The sequence below is a fragment of the Pseudomonas sp. D3-27 genome (assembly GCF_051132165.1).
Classification (GTDB): domain Bacteria; phylum Pseudomonadota; class Gammaproteobacteria; order Pseudomonadales; family Pseudomonadaceae; genus Aquipseudomonas.
Genome location: NZ_CP071667.1, coordinates 4,091,389 through 4,111,152 on the forward strand (window position 1 = coordinate 4,091,389; position 19,764 = coordinate 4,111,152).

The window sequence follows — 19,764 nt, forward strand, 5'->3', positions numbered from 1 at the left end:
CGCGAGCACGCTCGCTCCCACAGTCGACCGAGTGAATGCGGTCCATTGTGGGAGCGAGCCTGCTCGCGAAGAGGCCCGCAAAATAACAGCTATTACCTGACAGCCCCACGCAACTCGCCCACCAACGCCTGCAACTTCGCAGGCTCAGCCGACTCGACCGCTACCGCCGTCCCCGCCACCAAGGTCACGCGGGACCAGAACCGACGGAACATCCCTTTACCTGGGTCGCGACTGAAGAAACTCCCCCACAACCCCTGCAACGCCAGCGGAATCACCGGCACCGGCGTTTCCTGAAGGATGCGCGTCAAGCCGCTCCTGAATTCATTGATCTCACCGTCGGCGGTCAACTTTCCTTCAGGGAAGATGCACACCAACTCGCCGTTTTCCAAATATTGGGCGATGCGGCTGAAGGCCTTTTCGTAGATATGAATATCTTCCTGGCGTCCGGCAATCGGAATCGTCCCAGCGGTTCGAAAGATAAAGTTCAGGACCGGCAGGTTGTAGATCTTGTAGTACATCACGAAGCGAATCGGCCGACGCACCGCACCGCCAATCAACAAGGCATCGACAAACGACACGTGATTGCACACCAGCAGCGCGGCACCCTCATCGGGAATCGCCTCCAGGTTGCGATGCTCCACACGGTACATGGAATGGCTGAGCAGCCAGATCATGAAGCGCATGCTGAACTCGGGGACGATCTTGAAGATGTAGGCGTTGACGCCAATGTTCAGCAGCGACACCACTAAAAACAGCTGTGGGATCGACAGCTTGGCCAGGCTCAGCAGGACGATGGAAACGATCGCCGAGACCACCATGAACAAGGCGTTGAGAATATTGTTGGCGGCGATCACCCGCGCCCGCTCGTTTTCAACGGTACGCGACTGGATCAGCGCATACAGCGGCACGATGTAGAAGCCGCCAAAGATACCCAGGCCGAGGATATCGATCAGGACCAGCCAGGCGTGGCCAAACCCGAGAATCTGCAGCCAGCCATGGCCGTCGGCGCTGTCGGGGATTCCACCGGAGTGCCACCACAGCAGCAGGCCGAACACCGTCAGCCCGAACGAACCGAACGGCACCAGGCCGATTTCCACTTTGCGCCCTGACAGTCTTTCGCAGAGCATCGAACCCAGGGCAATCCCTACTGAAAAAACCGTGAGAATCAGGGTCACCACGGTTTCGTCGCCGTGCATCCATTCCTTGGCGTACGCGGGAATCTGCGTCAGGTAGATCGCCCCGACGAACCAGAACCAAGAGTTGCCGACAATGGAGCGGGACACCGCCGGAGTCTGCCCGAGGCCCAGCTTCAAGGTCGCCCACGATTGGCTGATAATATTCCAGTTCAAACGCATCTGCGGCGAGGCCGCCGCCGCCCGTGGGATGCCGCGACTGGCGAGGTAACCGGCCACGGCAATGCCGACAATGGCCACCGACACCACCGGCGCGTAGTGCGCCGAAGACATCATGATCCCCGCACCGATGGTTCCCGCCAGGATGGCCAGGAATGTACCCATTTCCACCAGGCCATTGCCACCGACCAGTTCGTCTTCGCGCAGGGCTTGCGGCAGGATCGAATATTTCACCGGCCCGAACAATGCCGAGTGGGTGCCCATGGCGAACAGCGCCACCAGCATCAGCCACAGGTGATCGAACAGGAAACCCACCGCGCCGACCGCCATGATCGCGATTTCGCCCAGTTTGATCAGGCGGATCAAGGCGTCCTTGGCGAACTTCTCCCCAAACTGCCCCGCCAGCGCCGAGAACAGGAAGAACGGCAGAATGAACAGCAGCGCGCAAAGGTTGACCCAGATCGAGCGGTCGCCCTCGATGGCCAGTTTGTAGAGGATGGCGAGGATCAATGATTGCTTGAAGACGTTGTCGTTGAACGCGCCAAGGGACTGCGTAACGAAGAACGGCAGGAAGCGCCGCGTGCGAAGCAAGGTGAACTGTGAAGGGTGACTCATCTTCCATGTTCCTGAGTGGCGTGGACGCTTATTGGAATGACGCTTTTTCGGTCCAGGCCACACATTACCTGTCTTTGGCGATTATTTCCCCAGCACTGCGAGTGTCCTGTTTCGCAAATACGTTTCTTTTTGGCGAGTGGCTGTTGTCGTCAGGCAAGGTGTAGCAAAGAGTCATAGCCGGTTATGGCGAGGAGCGGCAACGCTGCATGACGACAACAGACGCAGTCAAGAAGGAGCAGTATTTGAGGTACAGGACACTAGGCACGGCGACACAAACAACTCGCCATGCCAGGCGCCGACCAGCGTGCGCCAGCTGACGATCAGCCACATCACCACCAGCAGCGCCACCAGCCCGCAGCCGAACACGCTGAAGAAATCCAGGTCCAGAAGGCTTGCCAGCTTCAGCGTCGTCAGCGCATACACGCCCAAGGGAAAGGTGAAGCCCCACCAGCCGAGGTTGAACGGGATGCCTTCGCGCAAATAGCGCGCGGTGATCAATAGCGCCATCAACATCCACCAGAATCCGAAGCCCCACAGGGTGATACCGGCGACCAACCCCAGGCCCGATGCAACCTCGCCCACGCCCGGCAGGCCATTGGCGGCAAGAATCACCGGCGCATCGCCGCCCAGCACCAACATGCCCAGTGCGCCGGTGCCGATGGGGCCGAGGGCCAGCCAGCTCGAAGCGGCCATGTTCTCGTGGGGCAGTTTGTGCAAGGCCATGCGCAACAGCAGGATGGTCAGAATGCTGAACGCCACCGGTAGGGAAAATGCCCAGAGTATGTAGCTGGTGACCAATATGATCAGTTGCGAATGCACGTCAGCCAAGTGCGGCGCCAGCAGGCCACCGCTGACGGCGGCGACTTCGGCGGCCACCACGGGCAACAGCCACACGGCGGTCATCTGGTCGATGCGGTGTTCCTGGCGGGTGAACATCAGGAACGGAATCAGCACACCGCAGGCCAGCGACATCGCCACGTCAGTCCACCACAACGCCTCGACCAGCGACAACACGCCCTCGCCCCAGCGCGGTACGCCGAACACCAGGAGACCGTTGATGATCGTTGCCAGCCCCATCGGGATCGTGCCGAAGAACATCGACACGGTTGAATGCCCGAAAATCCGCCGGGCCTCGTCGAAGAACAGCACCCAGCGAGCAGTGTAGAGCCCGGTGAACAGGGCAAACAGGACGATATTGAACAGCCACAATCCTTGCGCAATCGCATATACGCCAGGGTTGGCCCCAGGCAGTTGCGCCAGGGCCAACGCCAGCACACCGGTGCCCATGGTCGCGGCAAACCAGTTCGGCGTGAATTGGCGGACGACTTCCAATGGCCCCGGCAAATGGCTCAGCGGTCGAAAACGGTTTTCAGCAAAGCAGGTCATGATCACTCCTCTCCTCGGATGAGGTGGAGCTATGCTAGAACCGGATCGAATATCTATATAACGGGTAATTTCTCTATATCTATTCTGTTCTATAGATAACCAATCAGGGCCGAAGCCCGTCCGCCAGCGGCCGTGCGGGTTCACGCAACAAACCCACCAGCGCGCCGGCGGCCATGACAATCAACACCGCGCCGTAGCCGTCCGTGGTCGGAATCAGGCCGAAAATACGGGTCAGATTCCCCGCCAGCAACGATGGCAGGCTGAAGGCCAGATAGCTGAGCACATAGAACGCCGACATCAAGCCAGCCCGCTCGTGGGGCAAGGCCAAGGGCATGATGCTGCGCAGCGCGCCGATGAATCCCGCGCCGAAACCGCTGCCGGTCACCAGCGTGCCGATGAAAAACAACGGCAGGCTGGCCGCGTGTACGGCAATCAACACCAGGGCCAGGCCAAGCACCAGCAGCGTCGCGCCAAGACGCAGCATCATTTGCGCGGCGCGGTTACGCAACATGTAGATCGACAATGCGCCGCTGAGTGTCAGCACGGCCACCAGCGAGCCGCCGATCAGGTTCGATGTCGAACCGGTGGCGGCGCGAACCAGGGACGGCGCCAGGGACAGATAGAAACCACCGACCGCCCAGGCCGCCAGGTCCAGCGGCAGGATCAGCCACAACGCGCGCCGGGCCTGGACCGGCACATGCAAGGTGGGGCGCAACGACCGCCAGGCCCCGGGCTGCGGGCTAACGCTTTCGGCCAGGCGCCAGAGATAAACCGCCTGGACCAGAAACAACGCCAGCAGCAGCCAATAAGTCAGTTGCAACGGCATCGGCGCAAATTCTGCCAGCAGGCCACACCCCATCGCGCCACACGCCATGCCCAGCAGGGGCGCAACGCTGGTGACTAGGGGGCCTTGCTGGCGATCGAAGTCGAGCAACGCGGCGCCCAGCACACTGGTGGCCATGCCGGTGGCGAAGCCTTGTATCAGTCGCGCGCCCATCAACCAGCCCACACTGTCGGCATTGATGAATAGCAGCATCGCTAGCATGTTGAGCAATAATGCCGCGAAGATCACCGGTCTGCGACCGAGGTAATCGGACAACGAGCCGACGACCAGCAAGGCCGCCAACAGACTGAACGCATACACACCGAAGATCAGCGTGAGGATCGCCGGAGAGAACTGCAGATGTTCCTGGTAGAGGTGATACAACGGCGTCGGCGCGCTGGAGGCCGCCAGAAAACCGAGCAAGGTGATCGCCAGGAAGATGAGACTGGCGCGGGTCGAAGCTGGACGAGACATGGGCACGCTCCACGAGGAGATTCATAAAAGCTAATTTTTTGCTTTTGCGGAGTGTGCTACCGGCATGCGCTTAAAGCAAATTCTTTGTGTTAAGGTCCGATGTATGGCTATTAAAGAAGGTTTACGCCCCGGCGGCAGAAGTGCCCGGGTTCAGGAGTCGATTCACTCGGCGGTACGCGCCCTGCTCCAGGAGCAGGACCGCGCCACCTTGACCGTGCCGCAAATCGCCGCGCGCGCCGGGGTCACGCCGTCCACCATCTACCGGCGCTGGGGCGATCTGCCGGCGCTGTTGGCCGATGTTGCCATCGCGCGCATGCGCCCGGACAGCGAGCCAGCCAACACTGGCAGCCTGCGCGGCGACTTGCGCGCCTGGGCCGAGCAATACCTCGACGAGATGAGTTCAGAACCTGGCCGCAATATGATGCGTGACATCCAGGCTTGCGCCACGCCGGGGTATTGCGTGGGCATTATCAGCGGCCAGTTGCAGATCATCCTGGATCGTTATCCCGACGAGCCGAACCCGGGTATCGAGCGACTGGTGAATGTGATCGTTGCGCCGACGGTGTTTCGAATCCTCTTTGCCACCGCGCCGCTGGAGGTCGAGGAATTGTATCGGTTGGTGGATATGGCGTTGGATCAGTGAAAATGCCATCGCGAGCAAGCTCGCTCCCACATTGGATTTCGGTGTGCCACAAATCTTGTATTCGATAAATAGCCATTGTGGGAGCGAGCTTGCTCGCGATGAGGCCGGCAACATCGCTGCATAAAAAAATCCCACCCGCGACACCCCGCCACGCCTCGACCTTGGTCGACACTGACGAACCCGAGCGGGCGTGCGAGACTGTCTTGCCGGGCCCAAGCCCGGGCGTATTTGTCTGGGAGTTTCCATGTCGCTGTCCAGCGGGCTGATCGCCGTTGTCGCCCTGGCCTATATGGCCATCATGTTTGCCATCGCCTTTTACGGCGACCGACGCAGCACACCGCTGCCACCACGTGTGCGCGCGTGGGTCTACAGCCTGTCGCTGGCGGTGTATTGCACCAGCTGGACGTTTTTCGGCGCCGTGGGCCAGGCCGCCGAACAGCTCTGGTCATTCCTGCCGATCTACCTCGGGCCGATCCTGCTGCTGGTACTGGCGCCGTGGGTCTTGCAGAAGATGGTGATGATCAGCAAGCAGGAGAACATCACCTCCATCGCCGACTTCATCGCCGCCCGCTACGGCAAATCACAATCACTGGCAGTGGCGGTCGCCCTGATCTGCCTGGTCGGCGTGCTGCCTTACATTGCCTTGCAGCTAAAGGGCATCGTGCTCGGCGTGAACCTGTTGATCGGCGCCGGTGCCGACGCCATGGGCACCCGAGCGCAGGATACTGCGTTGATCGTCTCGCTGATCCTGGCGCTGTTCACCATCGTCTTCGGCACTCGCAACCTCGACGCCACCGAGCACCACCGCGGCATGGTGTTGGCGATTGCCTTTGAATCGCTGGTCAAGCTGTTCGCCTTCCTGGCGGTTGGCGCGTTCGTCACGTTTGGCCTTTATGACGGCTTCGACGACCTGTTCAACCAGGCGATGCTCGCGCCACGGTTGGAGCAGTATTGGAAGGAGACCATCAACTGGCCGTCCATGGTGGTGCAAACCGGCGTGGCGATGATGGCGATCATCTGCCTGCCACGGCAGTTCCACGTCACCGTGGTGGAGAACATCGAACCCCAGGACCTGCGCCTGGCCAAATGGGTGTTCCCAGCCTACCTGGCCCTGGCCGCCCTGTTCGTGGTGCCGATCGCCCTCGCCGGGCAAATGATGTTGCCCAGCTCGGTACTGCCGGATTCGTTCGTCATCAGCCTGCCACTCGCCCAGGCCCATCCGGCGCTGGCGGTGCTGGCCTTCATCGGCGGCGCCTCGGCCGCCACCGGCATGGTCATCGTGGCGAGTGTCGCCCTGTCGACCATGGTCTCCAACGACATGCTGCTGCCATGGCTATTGCGCCGCAACAACGCCGAGCGGCCTTTCGAAGTGTTCCGCCAATGGATGCTGTCGGTACGCCGGGTGAGCATCGTTGCGATTCTCCTATTGGCTTATGTCAGCTACCGGCTGCTGGGTTCGACCGCGAGCCTGGCCACCATCGGCCAGATCGCCTTCGCCGCCGTGACGCAACTGGCACCCGCCATGATCGGCGCGCTGTACTGGAAACAGGCGAATCGACGCGGCGTGTTCGCCGGCCTCGCCATGGGCATATTCCTGTGGTTCTACACGCTGGTGCTGCCGATCGCCGCCCATAGCCTGGGCTGGTCACTGAGCAGCTTCCCCGGCCTGGCCTGGCTGCATGGCAATCCGCTGGATTTGCCGATTACGCCGCTGACCCAAGGTGTCGTCCTGTCCCTGGCGGGCAATTTCATATTGTTCGCCTGGGTTTCGGTCCTGTCGCGCACGCGCGTGTCGGAGCATTGGCAGGCTGGACGCTTCATCGGTCAGGAGATCAGCGCCCGACCCAATCCTCGCTCGATGCTGGCGGTCCAGATCGAGGATCTGTTGCAGCTGGCGGCCCGCTTCGTCGGCGAAGAACGGGCGCGCCAGAGCTTCATTCGCTTTGCCTATCGCCAAGGCAAAGGCTTCAACCCGAGCCAGAACGCCGACAGCGAATGGATCGCCCATACCGAGCGGCTGCTGGCCGGTGTACTCGGCGCGTCGTCGACGCGAGCCGTGGTGAAAGCGGCCATCGAAGGCCGCGAGATGCAACTGGAAGACGTCGTGCGGATCGCCGACGAAGCGTCCGAAGTGCTGCAATTCAACCGAGCGCTGCTGCAAGGCGCCATCGAAAACATCACCCAGGGCATCAGCGTGGTCGACCAGTCCCTCAGGCTCGTGGCCTGGAACCGTCGATACCTGGAACTGTTCAACTACCCCGACGGCTTGATCAGCGTCGGTCGGCCGATCGCCGACATCATCCGTTACAACGCCGAGCGCGGCCTTTGTGGCCCGGGCGAGGCCGAAGTCCATGTCGCCCGGCGCCTGCACTGGATGCGCCAGGGCCGCGCGCACACCTCGGAACGCCTGTTCCCCAACGGCCGTGTGATCGAGCTGATCGGCAACCCGATGCCCGGCGGCGGTTTCGTCATGAGTTTCACGGACATCACTGCTTACCGCGAAGCCGAACAGGCCTTGACCGAAGCCAACGAAGGGCTGGAACAGCGGGTGGCCGAACGCACCCGCGAACTGTCGCAACTCAACCTCGCGCTGACCGAAGCCAAGAGCACGGCCGAAGCCGCGTACCAGTCCAAGACCCGCTTTCTGGCCGCTGTCAGCCATGACTTGATGCAGCCTCTCAACGCCGCGCGCCTGTTCTCCGCCGCGCTTTCCCATCAGCACGACGGCTTGCCGAGCGAAGCCCGGCAGTTGGTGCAACATCTGGACAGCTCGTTGCGCTCGGCCGAGGACTTGATCACGGACCTGCTGGACATCTCCCGATTGGAAAACGGCAAGATCAACCCCGACCGCAAGCCGTTTGTCCTCAATGATCTATTCGATACCCTCGGCGCCGAGTTCACCGTGCTGGCTCGAGAGCAAGGCTTGAAATTCCGGGTTCGCGGCTCGCGGCTGCGAGTCGACAGCGACATCAAGCTGCTGCGCCGCGTGCTGCAGAACTTCCTCACCAATGCCTTCCGCTACGCCAAGGGCCCGGTGCTGCTAGGCGTGCGCCGGGGCAACGGCGAGCTGTGTCTGGAGGTCTGGGACCGCGGGCCGGGGATCGCCGAAGACAAGCTGCAGGTCATCTTCGAAGAATTCAAACGCCTGGACAGCCATCAGACCCGGGCCGAAAAAGGGCTCGGCCTCGGCCTGGCAATTGCCGATGGACTGTGTCGCGTGCTCGGCCATACCTTGCGCGTGCGTTCCTGGCCAGGGCGCGGCAGCGTGTTCAGCGTCAGCGTGCCATTGGCCAGTAGCCAAGCCGTCGAGCCCACTGTCGTGATCGAAGCCAACGGCCATTTGCCCAGCGGCGCACAGGTGCTGTGTGTCGATAACGAAGACAGCATCCTGATCGGCATGAACAGCCTGCTGACCCGCTGGGGGTGCCGCGTATGGACGGCGCGTAATCGTGAAGAATGCGAGCGCTGGCTCGCCCAGGGCGGCCGGCCGCAACTGGCGCTGGTGGATTTTCACCTGGACGACGGCGAAACCGGGACCGAACTGATGGCCTGGTTGCGCACGCGCATGGGCGAGCCGGTGCCCGGAGTGGTGATCAGTGCCGATGGCCGGCCCGAGACCGTGGCCCAGGTGCATGCGGCGGGATTGGATTACTTGGCCAAGCCGGTGAAGCCGGCGGCGTTGAGGGCGTTGTTGAGCCGGCACTTGCCGTTGTAATAGGGGAAAAAGTAAACCCCTGTGGCGAGGGAGCAAGCTCTCTCGCCACAGGGGTCCGGTGCAAGCCTTGTAGGCTACTGACCCCGGCTTTCTTCGCCGGTCTCCTCTGGCAACCCATCCACGTCCGCCATCGCCCGTTCAAGCAACTCCGTAGGCAAGCTCTTGCTCGCCCTGGCGCCGAGCAGTTTCAACTGCTCGCTGCGGCTGACCAAGTTGCCGCGCCCTTCCGTCAGCTTATTGCGTGCGGCGCTGTAGGCTTTGTCCAACTGCTGCAAGCGACTGCCGATTTCGTCCAGGTCCTGGATAAACAGGACGAACTTGTCATACAGCCACCCCGCCCGTTCGGCGATTTCCCGGGCGTTCTGGCTCTGGCGCTCTTGCTTCCACAAGCTGTCGATCACCCGCAGCGTCGCCAGCAGCGTGGTCGGGCTGACGATCACGATGTTGCGGTCGAAAGCTTCCTGGAACAGGTTCGGCTCGGCTTGCAAGGCTGCGGAAAATGCCGCTTCGATCGGCACGAACAGCAAGACGAAATCCAGGCTGTGCAGACCGTCCAGACGCTTGTAGTCCTTGCCGGCCAAGCCTTTGACGTGGGCTCGCAATGACACGACGTGCTGCTTGAGAGCCAACTGGCCGATGGCATTGTCTTCGGCCGCCACATATTGCTGGTAGGCCGTGAGGCTGACCTTCGAATCGACCACCACCTGCTTGTCGCCGGGCAGATAAATCAATACGTCCGGCTGGAACCGTTCGCCATCCGGCCCCTTGAGACTGACCTGGGTCTGGTATTCGCGGCCCTTCTCCAAGCCGGCATGTTCCAGGACCCGCTCGAGGATCAACTCGCCCCAGTTGCCCTGGGTCTTCTGGCCCTTGAGCGCACGAGTCAGGTTGGTGGCTTCATCGCTCAGGCGCAGGTTCAGCTGTTGCAGGCGCTCCAGTTCCTTGCCCAGGGAAAATCGCTCCCGGGCCTCGGCCTGGTAGCTTTCCTCGACGCGTTTTTCAAAGGACTGGATGCGTTCCTTCAGTGGGTCGAGCAACTGACCCAGGCGCTGCTGGCTGGTTTCGGCGAAACGCTGTTCACGCTCGTCGAAGATTTTTCCCGCGAGCTCGGCGAACTGGGCCCGCAATGCGTCCCGCGAGCCTTGAAGATCGTCCAGGCGCTGCTGATGGCTCTCTTGCTGCTCGCGCAATTCGGCCTGCAACGAAGCAGCCTGGGCATCCAGGCGTCGCAATTCAGCTTCCTTATTGGCACGCTCCAGGTTCCAGGCATGCGACGCGTCCCTTGCGTTGTCACGCTCGATCTGCAGCAGTTCGACCTCGCGACACGCAGCCGCAAGCTCGGCTTGCCTGGCGGCATTGGCCTGGCCCAAGTCACTGATTTCGTCGCGGCAGGCATCGAGCTGGGCATTCAACCCATCGTGTGCCATGTGGGCGGTCGCCAGGCGTTCTTCCATCAACGCCAGCTCGGTCTGTGCCGCGCTTGCCTGGCGTTGCAGGTGCCAGGCCAATGCCAACAGCGGCACCGCAGCGCCTGCCAGGCCAAGCAACAGGCTGGTCAAATCCATCGCCATGACAATTCCCGCGCAAGAGATAAAGCCCGAAGGTTAACCAAGCAACCCGGCGTTGCCCAGCTCAGTCTTCGATCTCGCCCAATGCCTGGCGGGCACGATGATCGCCGGCCCGCGCGGCCTGGCGCAGCAGGTCCTGGCCAATACGCCGGTCCCGTGCATTGCCGCATTCGCGGCACATCAGCTGACCGAGGCGACTTTGTGCGGCCACCACGCCTTCGCGCGCCGGTTGTTTGAGTAGGCGTCCAGCCAGGTGCTTGACGCTGGGACGCTCTCCCAGGCTCGGGCTGTCCAGCAGCCACTCGGCAACTCGCATCGATATGCGCTTGGGAGGGGTAACACCTGAGGGTACGGAGGTAACAGGATTTGATACTGAGCGAAACTTCATAACGCACTACGGGACAGATCGGAAGGCGCGCCACTCTACTCCTTTTTTCGTACGGGTAAAGTCGAAAAAAACCGGCACGCCCGTTCTAGAGCAAGCGCTTGGGACAATCCACAGAAGCTGTGGATAACTCAGTGGACAACCTACCCTGAACTCGCCGCAAGCCCTATGGAACGGGGCCTGCGCTCAAACTGTCGATTTTTTCACCAGTAAAAAAAAGCGATGTTTTTCATTGACTTAAATTTTGGATACAGGCACCCGCCCCGGATTGTTCAAAGATGACAATACGGTGACAGCGGCCCATAGGAGTGTGTACAAGTAACAGCTCAAGTGGTTATATCGCTGCGCTTTTTTGACGCATCTGGCGCTCAAGACCCTGTGGAAAAGCCCCGATCCCAGACTTTTACACGCTGCGCGCTTTCGCGCCCCAGCGGCAGCACCGGCATTTTTCTGACCAACGGCCTTCCCTAAAGCGGCTTGATTCGATAGTATCCGCGGCGTTAGTACCAAGCTGAAAGTCAATTCCGGGTCGGAAACATCTCAGCGGTCAGCTATCCCCACGGGAAGCCTGCCGAAAAAGAGACCGCCCCCCTCGATGGTTTCCAGGTAATGCTCGCGCTGCGCACTTCGAACGAATCCGAAGCTGCCGCCAGGCTCATTATTCTGACCGAACCAACCTGCAAATTGATCAGGATCTTCACCCCGGGCCCAGAACCTTTGCCCTCGATGTGTTGCCTGCCCTCCTAAGTACCTACCTGCCAGCCCAAGCGCGCCCTTTTATAGCGCTCAAACTGGCTGCTTTGTTCCAGTCGGGTTCTTCGTTCGACCAATGGTGGTCGACGTTACTGGAACGTTTTAACGTTGCACGGTTCTTAATCGTGTCATTTGTAGGAACACCCATAACATGTCTAATCAAATCCAGACACAGGATGCCATCCGCACCCTAACCAACGCCTTTGCTCCAATGAACTGCCTGATCATGGCCGCTCGCAAAGGCTGCTTCAGCTTCACGCTGGTCAACGAACACGGCATCGCCCGTCACAGCGAACGCTTGTATCCAGACCAGTACTCCAGCGCAGAACCGCTGCAGGCGGTCATCGAGCGTACCCGTCAGGCGCTCGTTGCCTGACACGCCAGGACACTGAAGCATCCAAGGCCCCGCCCAAAACGCGGGGCTTTTTATTGCCCGGCATTTCTCGATAAAGCGCAACGGCTTAAGTACAAACAGCTATAACGGTCATAACCGTTCGATGAACATGGTTTAAAAACAGGCCTTTACAGCGCAGATATGACACTACACTTCAACTCGAGCGGCATGATCCGCTTCGGCGGAGCCTGATCCGATCCACCCGCTGCCAAGCCCACACCGTCAGGCTCCGCCCATTTCCCGTTTCGAGGATTTTATGGGTATCGCTGCCAGCGAACTGTGTCGTTATGTGATCCGCCCGACGCTCCTTTACCTGGGGAGCCACAGCACAACGGCGGAAAACCTGTTGCTGGGGATCGCCGCCAGTCAATCAGGCCTGGGCGCCGCGTTGCACGATCGTCGTGGGCACGGCTTGTACCGCATCACTGAACCGCGCCATCAAGCCCTGTGGGACGATTACCTGGCGTTGGATCCGGAACGAGCCAGCCTGGTGCGAGGCCTGGCGAGCCAGCATGCTTTCCTGAGCGGCCCTCATCAGGAATTGACCGTCAATTTGCGCTACGCCACGGCCATCGCTTGGTTGCTGGTTGAAGAACACGCCACCCCGCTTCCCGATTCAAACGATTTGCTCGCCATGGCCCGCATCTGGCGCCAGGTTTTTCATCCCACTGGTCGCCTGCGGGACTTCACCTGCGCGTGGCAAAACTGTGTTTCACCCTTGAACCAGGTCGCTTGCTGAATGGAAAAAAGGAAACTTCCTACAACTGCGACGATTTTGGTCGGATTGTCCTACAAAACCCCTCTAAATCAAGCCATACAAGCTATAGCGCTTGGGCAAAAATGTTGGTAATTTTCGCCCCGGTGATCACCTGGAGTTCTAACAATGAAAAAAATGATGCTCAAAACCACCCTTGGCCTTGCCGTTACCTTGGCATCCACCCAAATTTTCGCCAGTGGCTTTGCCTTGAACGAACAAAGCATCAGTGGCATGGGCACTGGCTTCGCGGGTCGTTCTTCTTCTGCCGATGATGCAAGCACCGTGTTTGGCAACCCTGCTGGCATGTCCCGCCTCAAGCGCCAACAAGTCACCGGCGGCTTCGCCGTCATCGACGCATCCACCGACATCAACGATGCCAGCGGCACCCAGTCCGGTACGAACGATGGCGACATGGTCCCGTTCACCGGCGTTCCGATGGGCTACTACGTCAAGCCAATCGACGATCAATGGGCATTCGGCCTGGGCGTCTACGCCCCCTTCGGCCTGATCACCGACTACGAAAGCAGCTTCCAGGGCCGCAACTTCGGCAGCAAGAGCGAAGTGAAGGTCGTGACCTTCCAGCCAACCATCAGCTACGCCTTCAATGACAAGGTGTCGATCGGTTTTGGCCCGACTATCAACCGGATTTCGGGTTCGCTGGAGTCGGCGTTGACCACGCCATTCTCGCCTAATGATGGCAACGTCCAGATCAAGGGCGACGATATTGGCTACGGCTACAACATCGGTTTGCTGGTGCAAGCCACTGACACCACCCGTGTCGGCCTGACTTACCACTCGAAGGTCAAATACAAGCTTGAGGGCCACACCGAAGTGAGCCCGGGTGCTGGTACGCCAGGCTTCCTGTTGAGCGGTGACCGATACGACGCATCGCTGGACATCACGACCCCTGAGTCCGTGGACTTCTCGGTAACCCAGGAAATCAACGATGCCTGGACTGTCTATGCCGGTAGCACCTGGACTCGCTGGAGCCGCCTGAAAGACATCACCGTGAACAACGACATCACCGGCGGCGGCGCATTGAACCCAACCCTCTTCGGCACCATCACCGAAGAACAGAACTGGCACGACACCTGGGCCTACGCCATCGGTACCTCCTACCAGTTGAACAAGCAATGGGTACTGCGCACCGGCCTGTCCTTCGACCAGTCGCCGACCAACAACGCCGACCGTTCGCCTCGCATTCCTACCGGCGACCGGACCATCTTCAGCCTGGGTGCCGGCTGGAGCCCAACCGACGACCTGACCATCGACGTGGCCTATTCCTATCTCAAGGAAGAAAAAGTCAACGTCAACAGAGCCAACGCCCTGGGCCAGGCCTACAACGCTGAATACGAAAACAGCGCCAACGGCTTCGGCGTCGGCGCAACCTACCGCTTCTGATGATCCACGGCGAGCAGGCATAAACAGCCAGTCGCCACCTGAAGCGAAAAAAAAGCCCCGCTCTCTGTAAAGAAAGCGGGGCTTTTTCGTGGTTGAGGATCAGGGTTTGGAAGCGATAGCCGTCTCCACCGCCTTGATGAAATCAGGATCGTCGGGTTTTATCCGACTGGAAAAGCTGCCAGCCACCTTGCCCTGGCGATCCACGACGTATTTGTAGAAATTCCATTTCGGCGCGCTGGACTGTTCGGCCAGGTGCTTGAACAAGGGAATGGCATCCGCGCCCCGTACCGGTTGCGGTTCGGTCATGGTAAAGGTCACGCCATAGTTGACGTAGCAAACCTTGGCGGTCTCCGCGCCGTCCTTGGATTCCTGCTTGAAGTCGTTGGACGGCACGCCCAGCACTTCCAACCCTTCACTTTTATAGCGCTGATTAAGCGCCTCGAGCCCTTTGAATTGTGGAGCGAACCCACAGAAGCTGGCCGTGTTGACCACCACCAAGGGTTTGCCAGCGAAACGCTGGCACAAATCGACGGTTTCCTTGGCCCGCAGCTTGGGCAGCGAACCCTCCAAGAGTGACGGGCATTCAGCCGCCCATACATGCCCGGTCATAGCCAGCAACAGGGTGGGAACAGCAAACCAACGCATCATGTCGGATTTTCCTTGTAAGCCTGTCAGACCACGACGTTACTCCGCGCGCCCGATGCCGTCCACACGTCAGCAGCTGCCCATGCCCAGCTGCATCAAAGCCAACCCGCCCTGGCGCCAGCCCCACCAGGCGACCGCCAGCAGCGCGGCGGCGCCGGCTGCGATCAACCATGGGCCGACGCGGCTCATGCCGCACCCGCCTGGGCTTGCAGGCGGGCAACCGGGCGCTCACGCACCGGCCAGTTCAACGCAGCCGCGAGCAGGCTGAGCAAAATCGACACCTGCCAGATCAAGTCGTAGCTGCCCGTGCGGTCGTACACGACGCCGCCCAGCCAACCACCGAGGAACGAGCCCAACTGGTGGAACAGGAACACGATCCCACCCAGCATCGAGAGATTTCGTACACCGAACAACGTGGCGACCGTCCCGTTGGTTAATGGCACCGTCGATAACCAGAGAAAACCCATCGCCATGCCGAACAGATAAGCCGTGGTCGTCGTCACTGGCAACCACAGGAACAGGCCGATCACCACCGCCCGCACCAGGTACAGGCCAGTCAGCAGGCGCGGCTTGGACATGCGCCCGCCCAGCCAGCCGGCGGTGTAGGTGCCGAAGATATTGAACAGACCGACCAGTGCCAACACGGTGGTGCCGACGCTGGCCGGCAGGTGCTGGTCCACCAGATAGGCCGGCAGATGCACGCCGATGAACACCACCTGGAAACCGCAGACAAAAAAACCGACCGCCAACAGCCAGAAACCGGAATGACTGCACGCCTCGCGCAACGCTTCGGACAAGGTCTGCTCGTTGCCGCTCAGGGGTGCCGGTGCATCCTTGAGCATACTGACCAAGGGCACGATCAACGCCACCAGCAGGCCCAGCGCCAACAGCGCCGCGGACCAGCCGAGCCAACCAATCAGCCCCAGCGTGCCCGGCAACATCGCGAACTGGCCAAACGAGCCGGCCGCACTGGCGATACCCATGCCCAGGCTGCGTTTCTCTGGCGGCACGGCCCGCCCAACCACACCAAGGATTACCGAGAACGAAGTGCCGGACAGGCCGATGCCGATCAACAGGCCGGCGCTCAACGACAGCGACCAGGACGAGTCGGCCATGCCCATGAAGACCAGGCCGACCGCATACAGGACACCACCGATCAGCACCACTTTTGCCGCACCGAAGCGATCCGCCAGGGCGCCCGTGAAAGGCTGCGCCAGGCCCCAGATCAGGTTCTGCAAAGCGATGGCGAAGGCAAACACCTCCCGGCCCCAGGCGAATTCGTCGCTCATCGGCGCCAGGAACAACCCGAAGCCATGCCGCACGCCCAGGGACAACGCCAGGATCAACGCACTGCCCACCAGGACCCAACCACAGGTACGCCACATCGATGTCATTCTTATTCTCCGGTCGCGGGTATATACCCACTTATCATCGGACGAACCGGCGTCACGCCAACTCATCCAGCAAGGCCAGCAAGGTCGCGCGCTTTTCGGCACCGAGCTTGTCGATCAATTTCTGTTGTGCCGCTTCCCAGGCCGGCAATGCCGCCGCCAACCGGGCATTTCCCGCCTCGGTGAGCACAACGATGCGGTTGCGCAAATCGTCGCCCTCAGCCAACTTCACCAACCCCTCGCCTTCCAGCACCCGTAGGTTGCGCCCTAGGGTGCTGCGGTCCAGGCCCATGGCCTCGGCCAGGGACGAAATGCTCGGCTGGTCCAGGCGCGCCAGGTTATTGAGCAAAGAATACTGGGCAACGTTGATCCCGAAGCCATCGAGAGCGCCGTCGTAGTACCTGCTGACGCCACGCGCGGCGCGACGCAGGTTGATGCACAGACACTGGGAAGGAAGCATGATGCGTGTATATACCCGCGACTAAATGAATGCAAATTTAAATGAGGCCCTGACCGCTGACAAGCCGGGATTCAGCTCAACGCCAACGCCACCAGAACCGCCATTTCCAGCAATTCCAGCAAGGCGCCCGCCGTGTCGCCGGTGCATCCCTGCAGCCTGCGCAGCATGATGTGGCGCAAACCGATAAATACCAGCACGGCGACCGCCAACGTCCACAGCCCCGCCCATCCCATCACCAGCACGCACCCCAGCGCTCCGGCCCACAACACCTGCCAGCCCGAGCGGCGCGGCAAATGATCGGCCAACGCTTGGCCCAGCCCACCGGCACGCACATACGGCGTGGTGAGGAACAACCCCAGCAAGGCGCTACGCCCCAGCACCGGCACAACGAGCAAGGCCAACGCATCCTCCTGCTCGATCAGCGCCACCAGCGCGGTCCATTTGAGCAGCAACACCAGCACCAGCGTGACCACGGCGATCGGCCCGCTGCGTGGATCCTTCATTATCAGCAACGTACGCTCACGATCGCCGAAACCGCCGAGCCAGGCATCGGCGCTGTCGGCCAGGCCGTCCAGGTGCAGCCCGCCGCTGAGCAGCACCCACGCCATCAGTAGCAGCGCGGCATGCAGCATCACCGGCGCGCCCGCCAACAGTGCATCGAGCAACCACAGCAAACCGCCGAACAACAGCCCCACCACGGGATAGAACAACAGCGAACGCCCCAACTCGCGGGGCTCAGGCATGCCCGGCAAGCGAATCGGCAAGCTGCTGAGAAATTGCAGGGCGATCCAGAAGGGCAACATGCTCAGCCAGCCTCTCTAAGCACGGGGCCGGAGGACACCGCCAGGGAAAACAGCGCACCATGGCCGACTTCGACATTCATTAATTGCTCGCGTGGCAACCCCCGGGCCTGGGCCAGTAGCAAGCGCATCACGCCGCCATGACTGACCAGCAACACGCGCTGACCGGCATATGCGAGGTGCAAGCGCTCGACCGCCGCCAGCACCCGCGCCGAAAACGCCAATACCGGCTCACCCCCGGGAGGTGTGAAGGCGTAAGGATCGGCCCAAAAGCGACCGAGGGCCTCGGCGTCGGTCTCCATCAATGCCGCCGCGCTGCGACCTTCCCAGGCGCCGAAATGCAACTCTTGCAAGTCTTTGTCCGCCTGCACCGGAACGCCAAGCCGGGCGCCAAGTTGTTCGGCGAAACGGGCGCATCGCTGCAATGGCGAGCACACCAGGCGATCCCACGGCCCGCCTTGGGCGACCGCCTCGTGCATCTGCTCCCAGCCCCTGGCCGTCAGGGCGTCGTCGAGGCTGCCGCGCAAGCCGCCGCCCAGCTCGGTTTCACCGTGACGCAGCAGGTCCAGGCGCAAGATCATGCCGGGCGATCCGCCACGGCCGCTTCGGCAAACGTCGCCATCTGCCCGTGAAGGTCACAGGCCAGGCGCAACAACGGCACCGCCAGCGCCGCGCCACTGCCCTCGCCCAGGCGCAAGCCCAAGTCCAGCAGCGGTTCGGCGCCGAGGGTTTCCAACACGTGCCGGTGACCCGGCTCGGCACCGCGATGACCGAACAGCAGCCATGGGCAACATCCGGGATTGAGCCGCACCGCCACCAGCGCCGCTACGCTGCAGATAAACCCATCCACCAGCACGGCGACGCCCTGCTGAGCGCAGGCCAGGTACGCACCGACCAACGCCGCGATTTCGAAACCGCCGAGGTTGAACAATGTCTGCAACGGGTCGCCGCTCGCACCACCGTGCAACGCCAGGGCCCGCTCGATCACCTGGGCCTTGCGGCTGATACCTGCCGCGTCCAAGCCCGTGCCCGGCCCGACCAGGTGCGTCACCGGGCAGTCGAGCAAGGCACAGGCCAGGGCACTGGCGGCAGTGGTATTACCGATGCCCATCTCGCCGCCGATGAACAATTGCGTTCCAGCCGCGACCGCGCGCGCCACGCTATCGCGTCCGGCTTGCAGGGCCTGTTCGCCTTGCGCCAGGGTCATCGCCGGCCCCCGGACGAAATTCGCCGTGCCAGGACCCAGGTTCAAATGGCGCACGCCGTGCAAATCCAGCGAAGGCGTTACAGTGCCCAGGTCGATCACTTCCAGGGACGCGCCCAATTGCCGCGTCAGAACGCTGATGGCCGCGCCGCCGTTGACGAAGTTGAGCAACATCTGCCCGGTGACTTCCTGGGGATACGCCGAGACACCTTCGGCCACGACGCCATGATCACCGGCGAAAATCGCAACCCACAACCGGTCGAGGTTCGGTTTGACCTGCCCTTGCAGGCCCGCCAGTTGCACCGCCACCGATTCCAGCCGCCCCAGGGAGCCGGCCGGTTTGGTCAGCTGTTGCTGACGGGCCGCGGCCTGCTCCAGCGCTTGGGTATCGACGGGCTTGCACGGGTCCAGCCACCACCGGTGATTCATAACGCAGTTCCTTTAAGGGTCAGGGGCAAGCCGGCGACGGTCAACACGACGCGCTGACAACGTTCGGCCAGGGCTTGATGCAGCCAACCGGCTTCATCGACATAACGACGGGTCAACTCCCCCAGCGGCACGACGCCCATGCCGGTCTCGTTGCTGACGAATATGACCTCGCCAGGAAGCGCACTGATGCAATCCAGCAGCGCTTCACGCTCGGCGACCAGCCGGTCGGCGTCATCAAGCATCAGCAGGTTGGTGAGCCAGAGCGTCAGGCAATCCACCAACAGGCATTGATCATGTGCGGCGTTTTCTTCCAGCACCCGCGCCAGCGCCAACGGTTCCTCCACCAGCGCCCATTCGGCGGGGCGCCGGGCGCGGTGCTGGGCGACACGCTCGTTCATTTCGCCGTCCAGGGGTTGACTGGTGGCGATGTAAGTCACCGGCAAGCCTGTGCTCGCGGCGAGTTTTTCGGCCAGGCGACTCTTGCCCGAGCGGGCGCCGCCGAGGATCAGTTGGAGCATGTTCATACCCTTTCAAAATAGGCGGTGTGGGTGCCGACCCCTTCGCGAGCA

At 61.5% G+C, this 19,764-nt stretch carries 17 protein-coding genes; 5 read left to right on the forward strand and 12 right to left on the reverse strand.

All coding sequences use genetic code 11. From position 1 onward, the window contains the following. Window positions 1-92: 92 nt before the first annotated feature. The 3 genes from J3P92_RS18530 to J3P92_RS18540 form a co-directional block, all read right to left on the reverse strand. Window positions 93-1,967: an MFS transporter gene (locus tag J3P92_RS18530; RefSeq protein WP_434607249.1), complete on the reverse strand. Its 1,875-nt coding sequence runs from the start codon at window positions 1,965-1,967 to the stop codon at window positions 93-95. 225 nt (window positions 1,968-2,192) lie between these two features. Beyond that, a complete protein-coding gene (locus J3P92_RS18535) occupies window positions 2,193-3,353 on the reverse strand; it encodes a TDT family transporter (protein ID WP_434648641.1) in 1,161 nt (386 codons plus the stop codon). Window positions 3,354-3,456: 103 nt separating this feature from the next. After that, a complete protein-coding gene (locus J3P92_RS18540) occupies window positions 3,457-4,650 on the reverse strand; it encodes an MFS transporter (protein ID WP_434648642.1) in 1,194 nt (397 codons plus the stop codon). 103 nt (window positions 4,651-4,753) lie between these two features. On the opposite strand from J3P92_RS18540, the gene J3P92_RS18545 reads away from it, so the two are divergent. Next, window positions 4,754-5,293 carry a TetR/AcrR family transcriptional regulator gene (locus J3P92_RS18545; RefSeq protein WP_420767880.1) on the forward strand — a complete coding sequence of 180 codons (540 nt, stop codon included), beginning with the start codon at window positions 4,754-4,756 and terminating at the stop codon, window positions 5,291-5,293. Window positions 5,294-5,537: 244 nt separating this feature from the next. After that, a complete protein-coding gene (locus J3P92_RS18550) occupies window positions 5,538-9,008 on the forward strand; it encodes a hybrid sensor histidine kinase/response regulator (RefSeq protein WP_434648643.1) in 3,471 nt (1,156 codons plus the stop codon). 74 nt (window positions 9,009-9,082) lie between these two features. Here J3P92_RS18550 and rmuC read toward each other — a convergent pair whose 3' ends face one another. Together rmuC and J3P92_RS18560 are read right to left on the reverse strand one after the other, a co-directional pair. After that, a complete protein-coding gene (gene rmuC / locus J3P92_RS18555; RefSeq protein ID WP_434651153.1) occupies window positions 9,083-10,465 on the reverse strand; it encodes a DNA recombination protein RmuC in 1,383 nt (460 codons plus the stop codon). A 175-nt stretch (window positions 10,466-10,640) separates the two neighbouring features. Next, window positions 10,641-10,964 (reverse strand): hypothetical protein, encoded by a 324-nt coding sequence (locus tag J3P92_RS18560; protein WP_080942569.1) that lies wholly within the window; start codon window positions 10,962-10,964, stop codon window positions 10,641-10,643. A gap of 901 nt (window positions 10,965-11,865) precedes the next feature. Here J3P92_RS18560 and J3P92_RS18565 point away from each other — a divergent pair. From J3P92_RS18565 to J3P92_RS18575, 3 genes are all read left to right on the forward strand, one after another. Next, on the forward strand, window positions 11,866-12,090 hold the full coding sequence (locus J3P92_RS18565) for a hypothetical protein (protein ID WP_249875763.1): 225 nt from the start codon (window positions 11,866-11,868) through the stop codon (window positions 12,088-12,090). 274 nt (window positions 12,091-12,364) lie between these two features. Then, window positions 12,365-12,847, forward strand: coding sequence for a hypothetical protein (locus J3P92_RS18570; RefSeq protein ID WP_420767882.1), 483 nt, complete (start codon window positions 12,365-12,367; stop codon window positions 12,845-12,847). A 144-nt stretch (window positions 12,848-12,991) separates the two neighbouring features. Continuing rightward, window positions 12,992-14,266, forward strand: coding sequence for an OmpP1/FadL family transporter (locus J3P92_RS18575; RefSeq protein ID WP_434560167.1), 1,275 nt, complete (start codon window positions 12,992-12,994; stop codon window positions 14,264-14,266). 99 nt (window positions 14,267-14,365) lie between these two features. Here J3P92_RS18575 and J3P92_RS18580 read toward each other — a convergent pair whose 3' ends face one another. The 7 genes from J3P92_RS18580 to cobU all read right to left on the reverse strand — a co-directional run bounded on the left by J3P92_RS18580 (window position 14,366) and on the right by cobU (window position 19,713). After that, entirely contained in the window at window positions 14,366-14,914 is a 549-nt protein-coding gene (locus J3P92_RS18580) for a glutathione peroxidase (RefSeq protein ID WP_434648644.1), read from the reverse strand. 182 nt (window positions 14,915-15,096) lie between these two features. Further along, a complete protein-coding gene (locus J3P92_RS18585) occupies window positions 15,097-16,305 on the reverse strand; it encodes an MFS transporter (RefSeq protein ID WP_434648645.1) in 1,209 nt (402 codons plus the stop codon). Between the two features lie 52 nt (window positions 16,306-16,357). Then, entirely contained in the window at window positions 16,358-16,762 is a 405-nt protein-coding gene (locus tag J3P92_RS18590) for a MarR family winged helix-turn-helix transcriptional regulator (RefSeq protein WP_030142382.1), read from the reverse strand. A gap of 71 nt (window positions 16,763-16,833) precedes the next feature. Continuing rightward, window positions 16,834-17,565 (reverse strand): adenosylcobinamide-GDP ribazoletransferase, encoded by a 732-nt coding sequence (locus tag J3P92_RS18595; protein WP_434607264.1) that lies wholly within the window; start codon window positions 17,563-17,565, stop codon window positions 16,834-16,836. Window positions 17,566-17,567: 2 nt separating this feature from the next. Further along, window positions 17,568-18,143: an alpha-ribazole phosphatase family protein gene (cobC, locus tag J3P92_RS18600; protein ID WP_434648646.1), complete on the reverse strand. Its 576-nt coding sequence runs from the start codon at window positions 18,141-18,143 to the stop codon at window positions 17,568-17,570. Next, window positions 18,140-19,195, reverse strand: a complete 1,056-nt coding sequence (gene cobT / locus J3P92_RS18605; protein ID WP_434648647.1) for a nicotinate-nucleotide--dimethylbenzimidazole phosphoribosyltransferase — start codon at window positions 19,193-19,195, stop codon at window positions 18,140-18,142. Before cobT ends, cobC begins: the two co-directional genes overlap by 4 nt. Further along, on the reverse strand, window positions 19,192-19,713 hold the full coding sequence (gene cobU, locus J3P92_RS18610) for a bifunctional adenosylcobinamide kinase/adenosylcobinamide-phosphate guanylyltransferase (protein WP_420767519.1): 522 nt from the start codon (window positions 19,711-19,713) through the stop codon (window positions 19,192-19,194). The genes cobT and cobU overlap by 4 nt, the downstream gene beginning before the upstream one ends. Window positions 19,714-19,764: the final 51 nt, after the last annotated feature.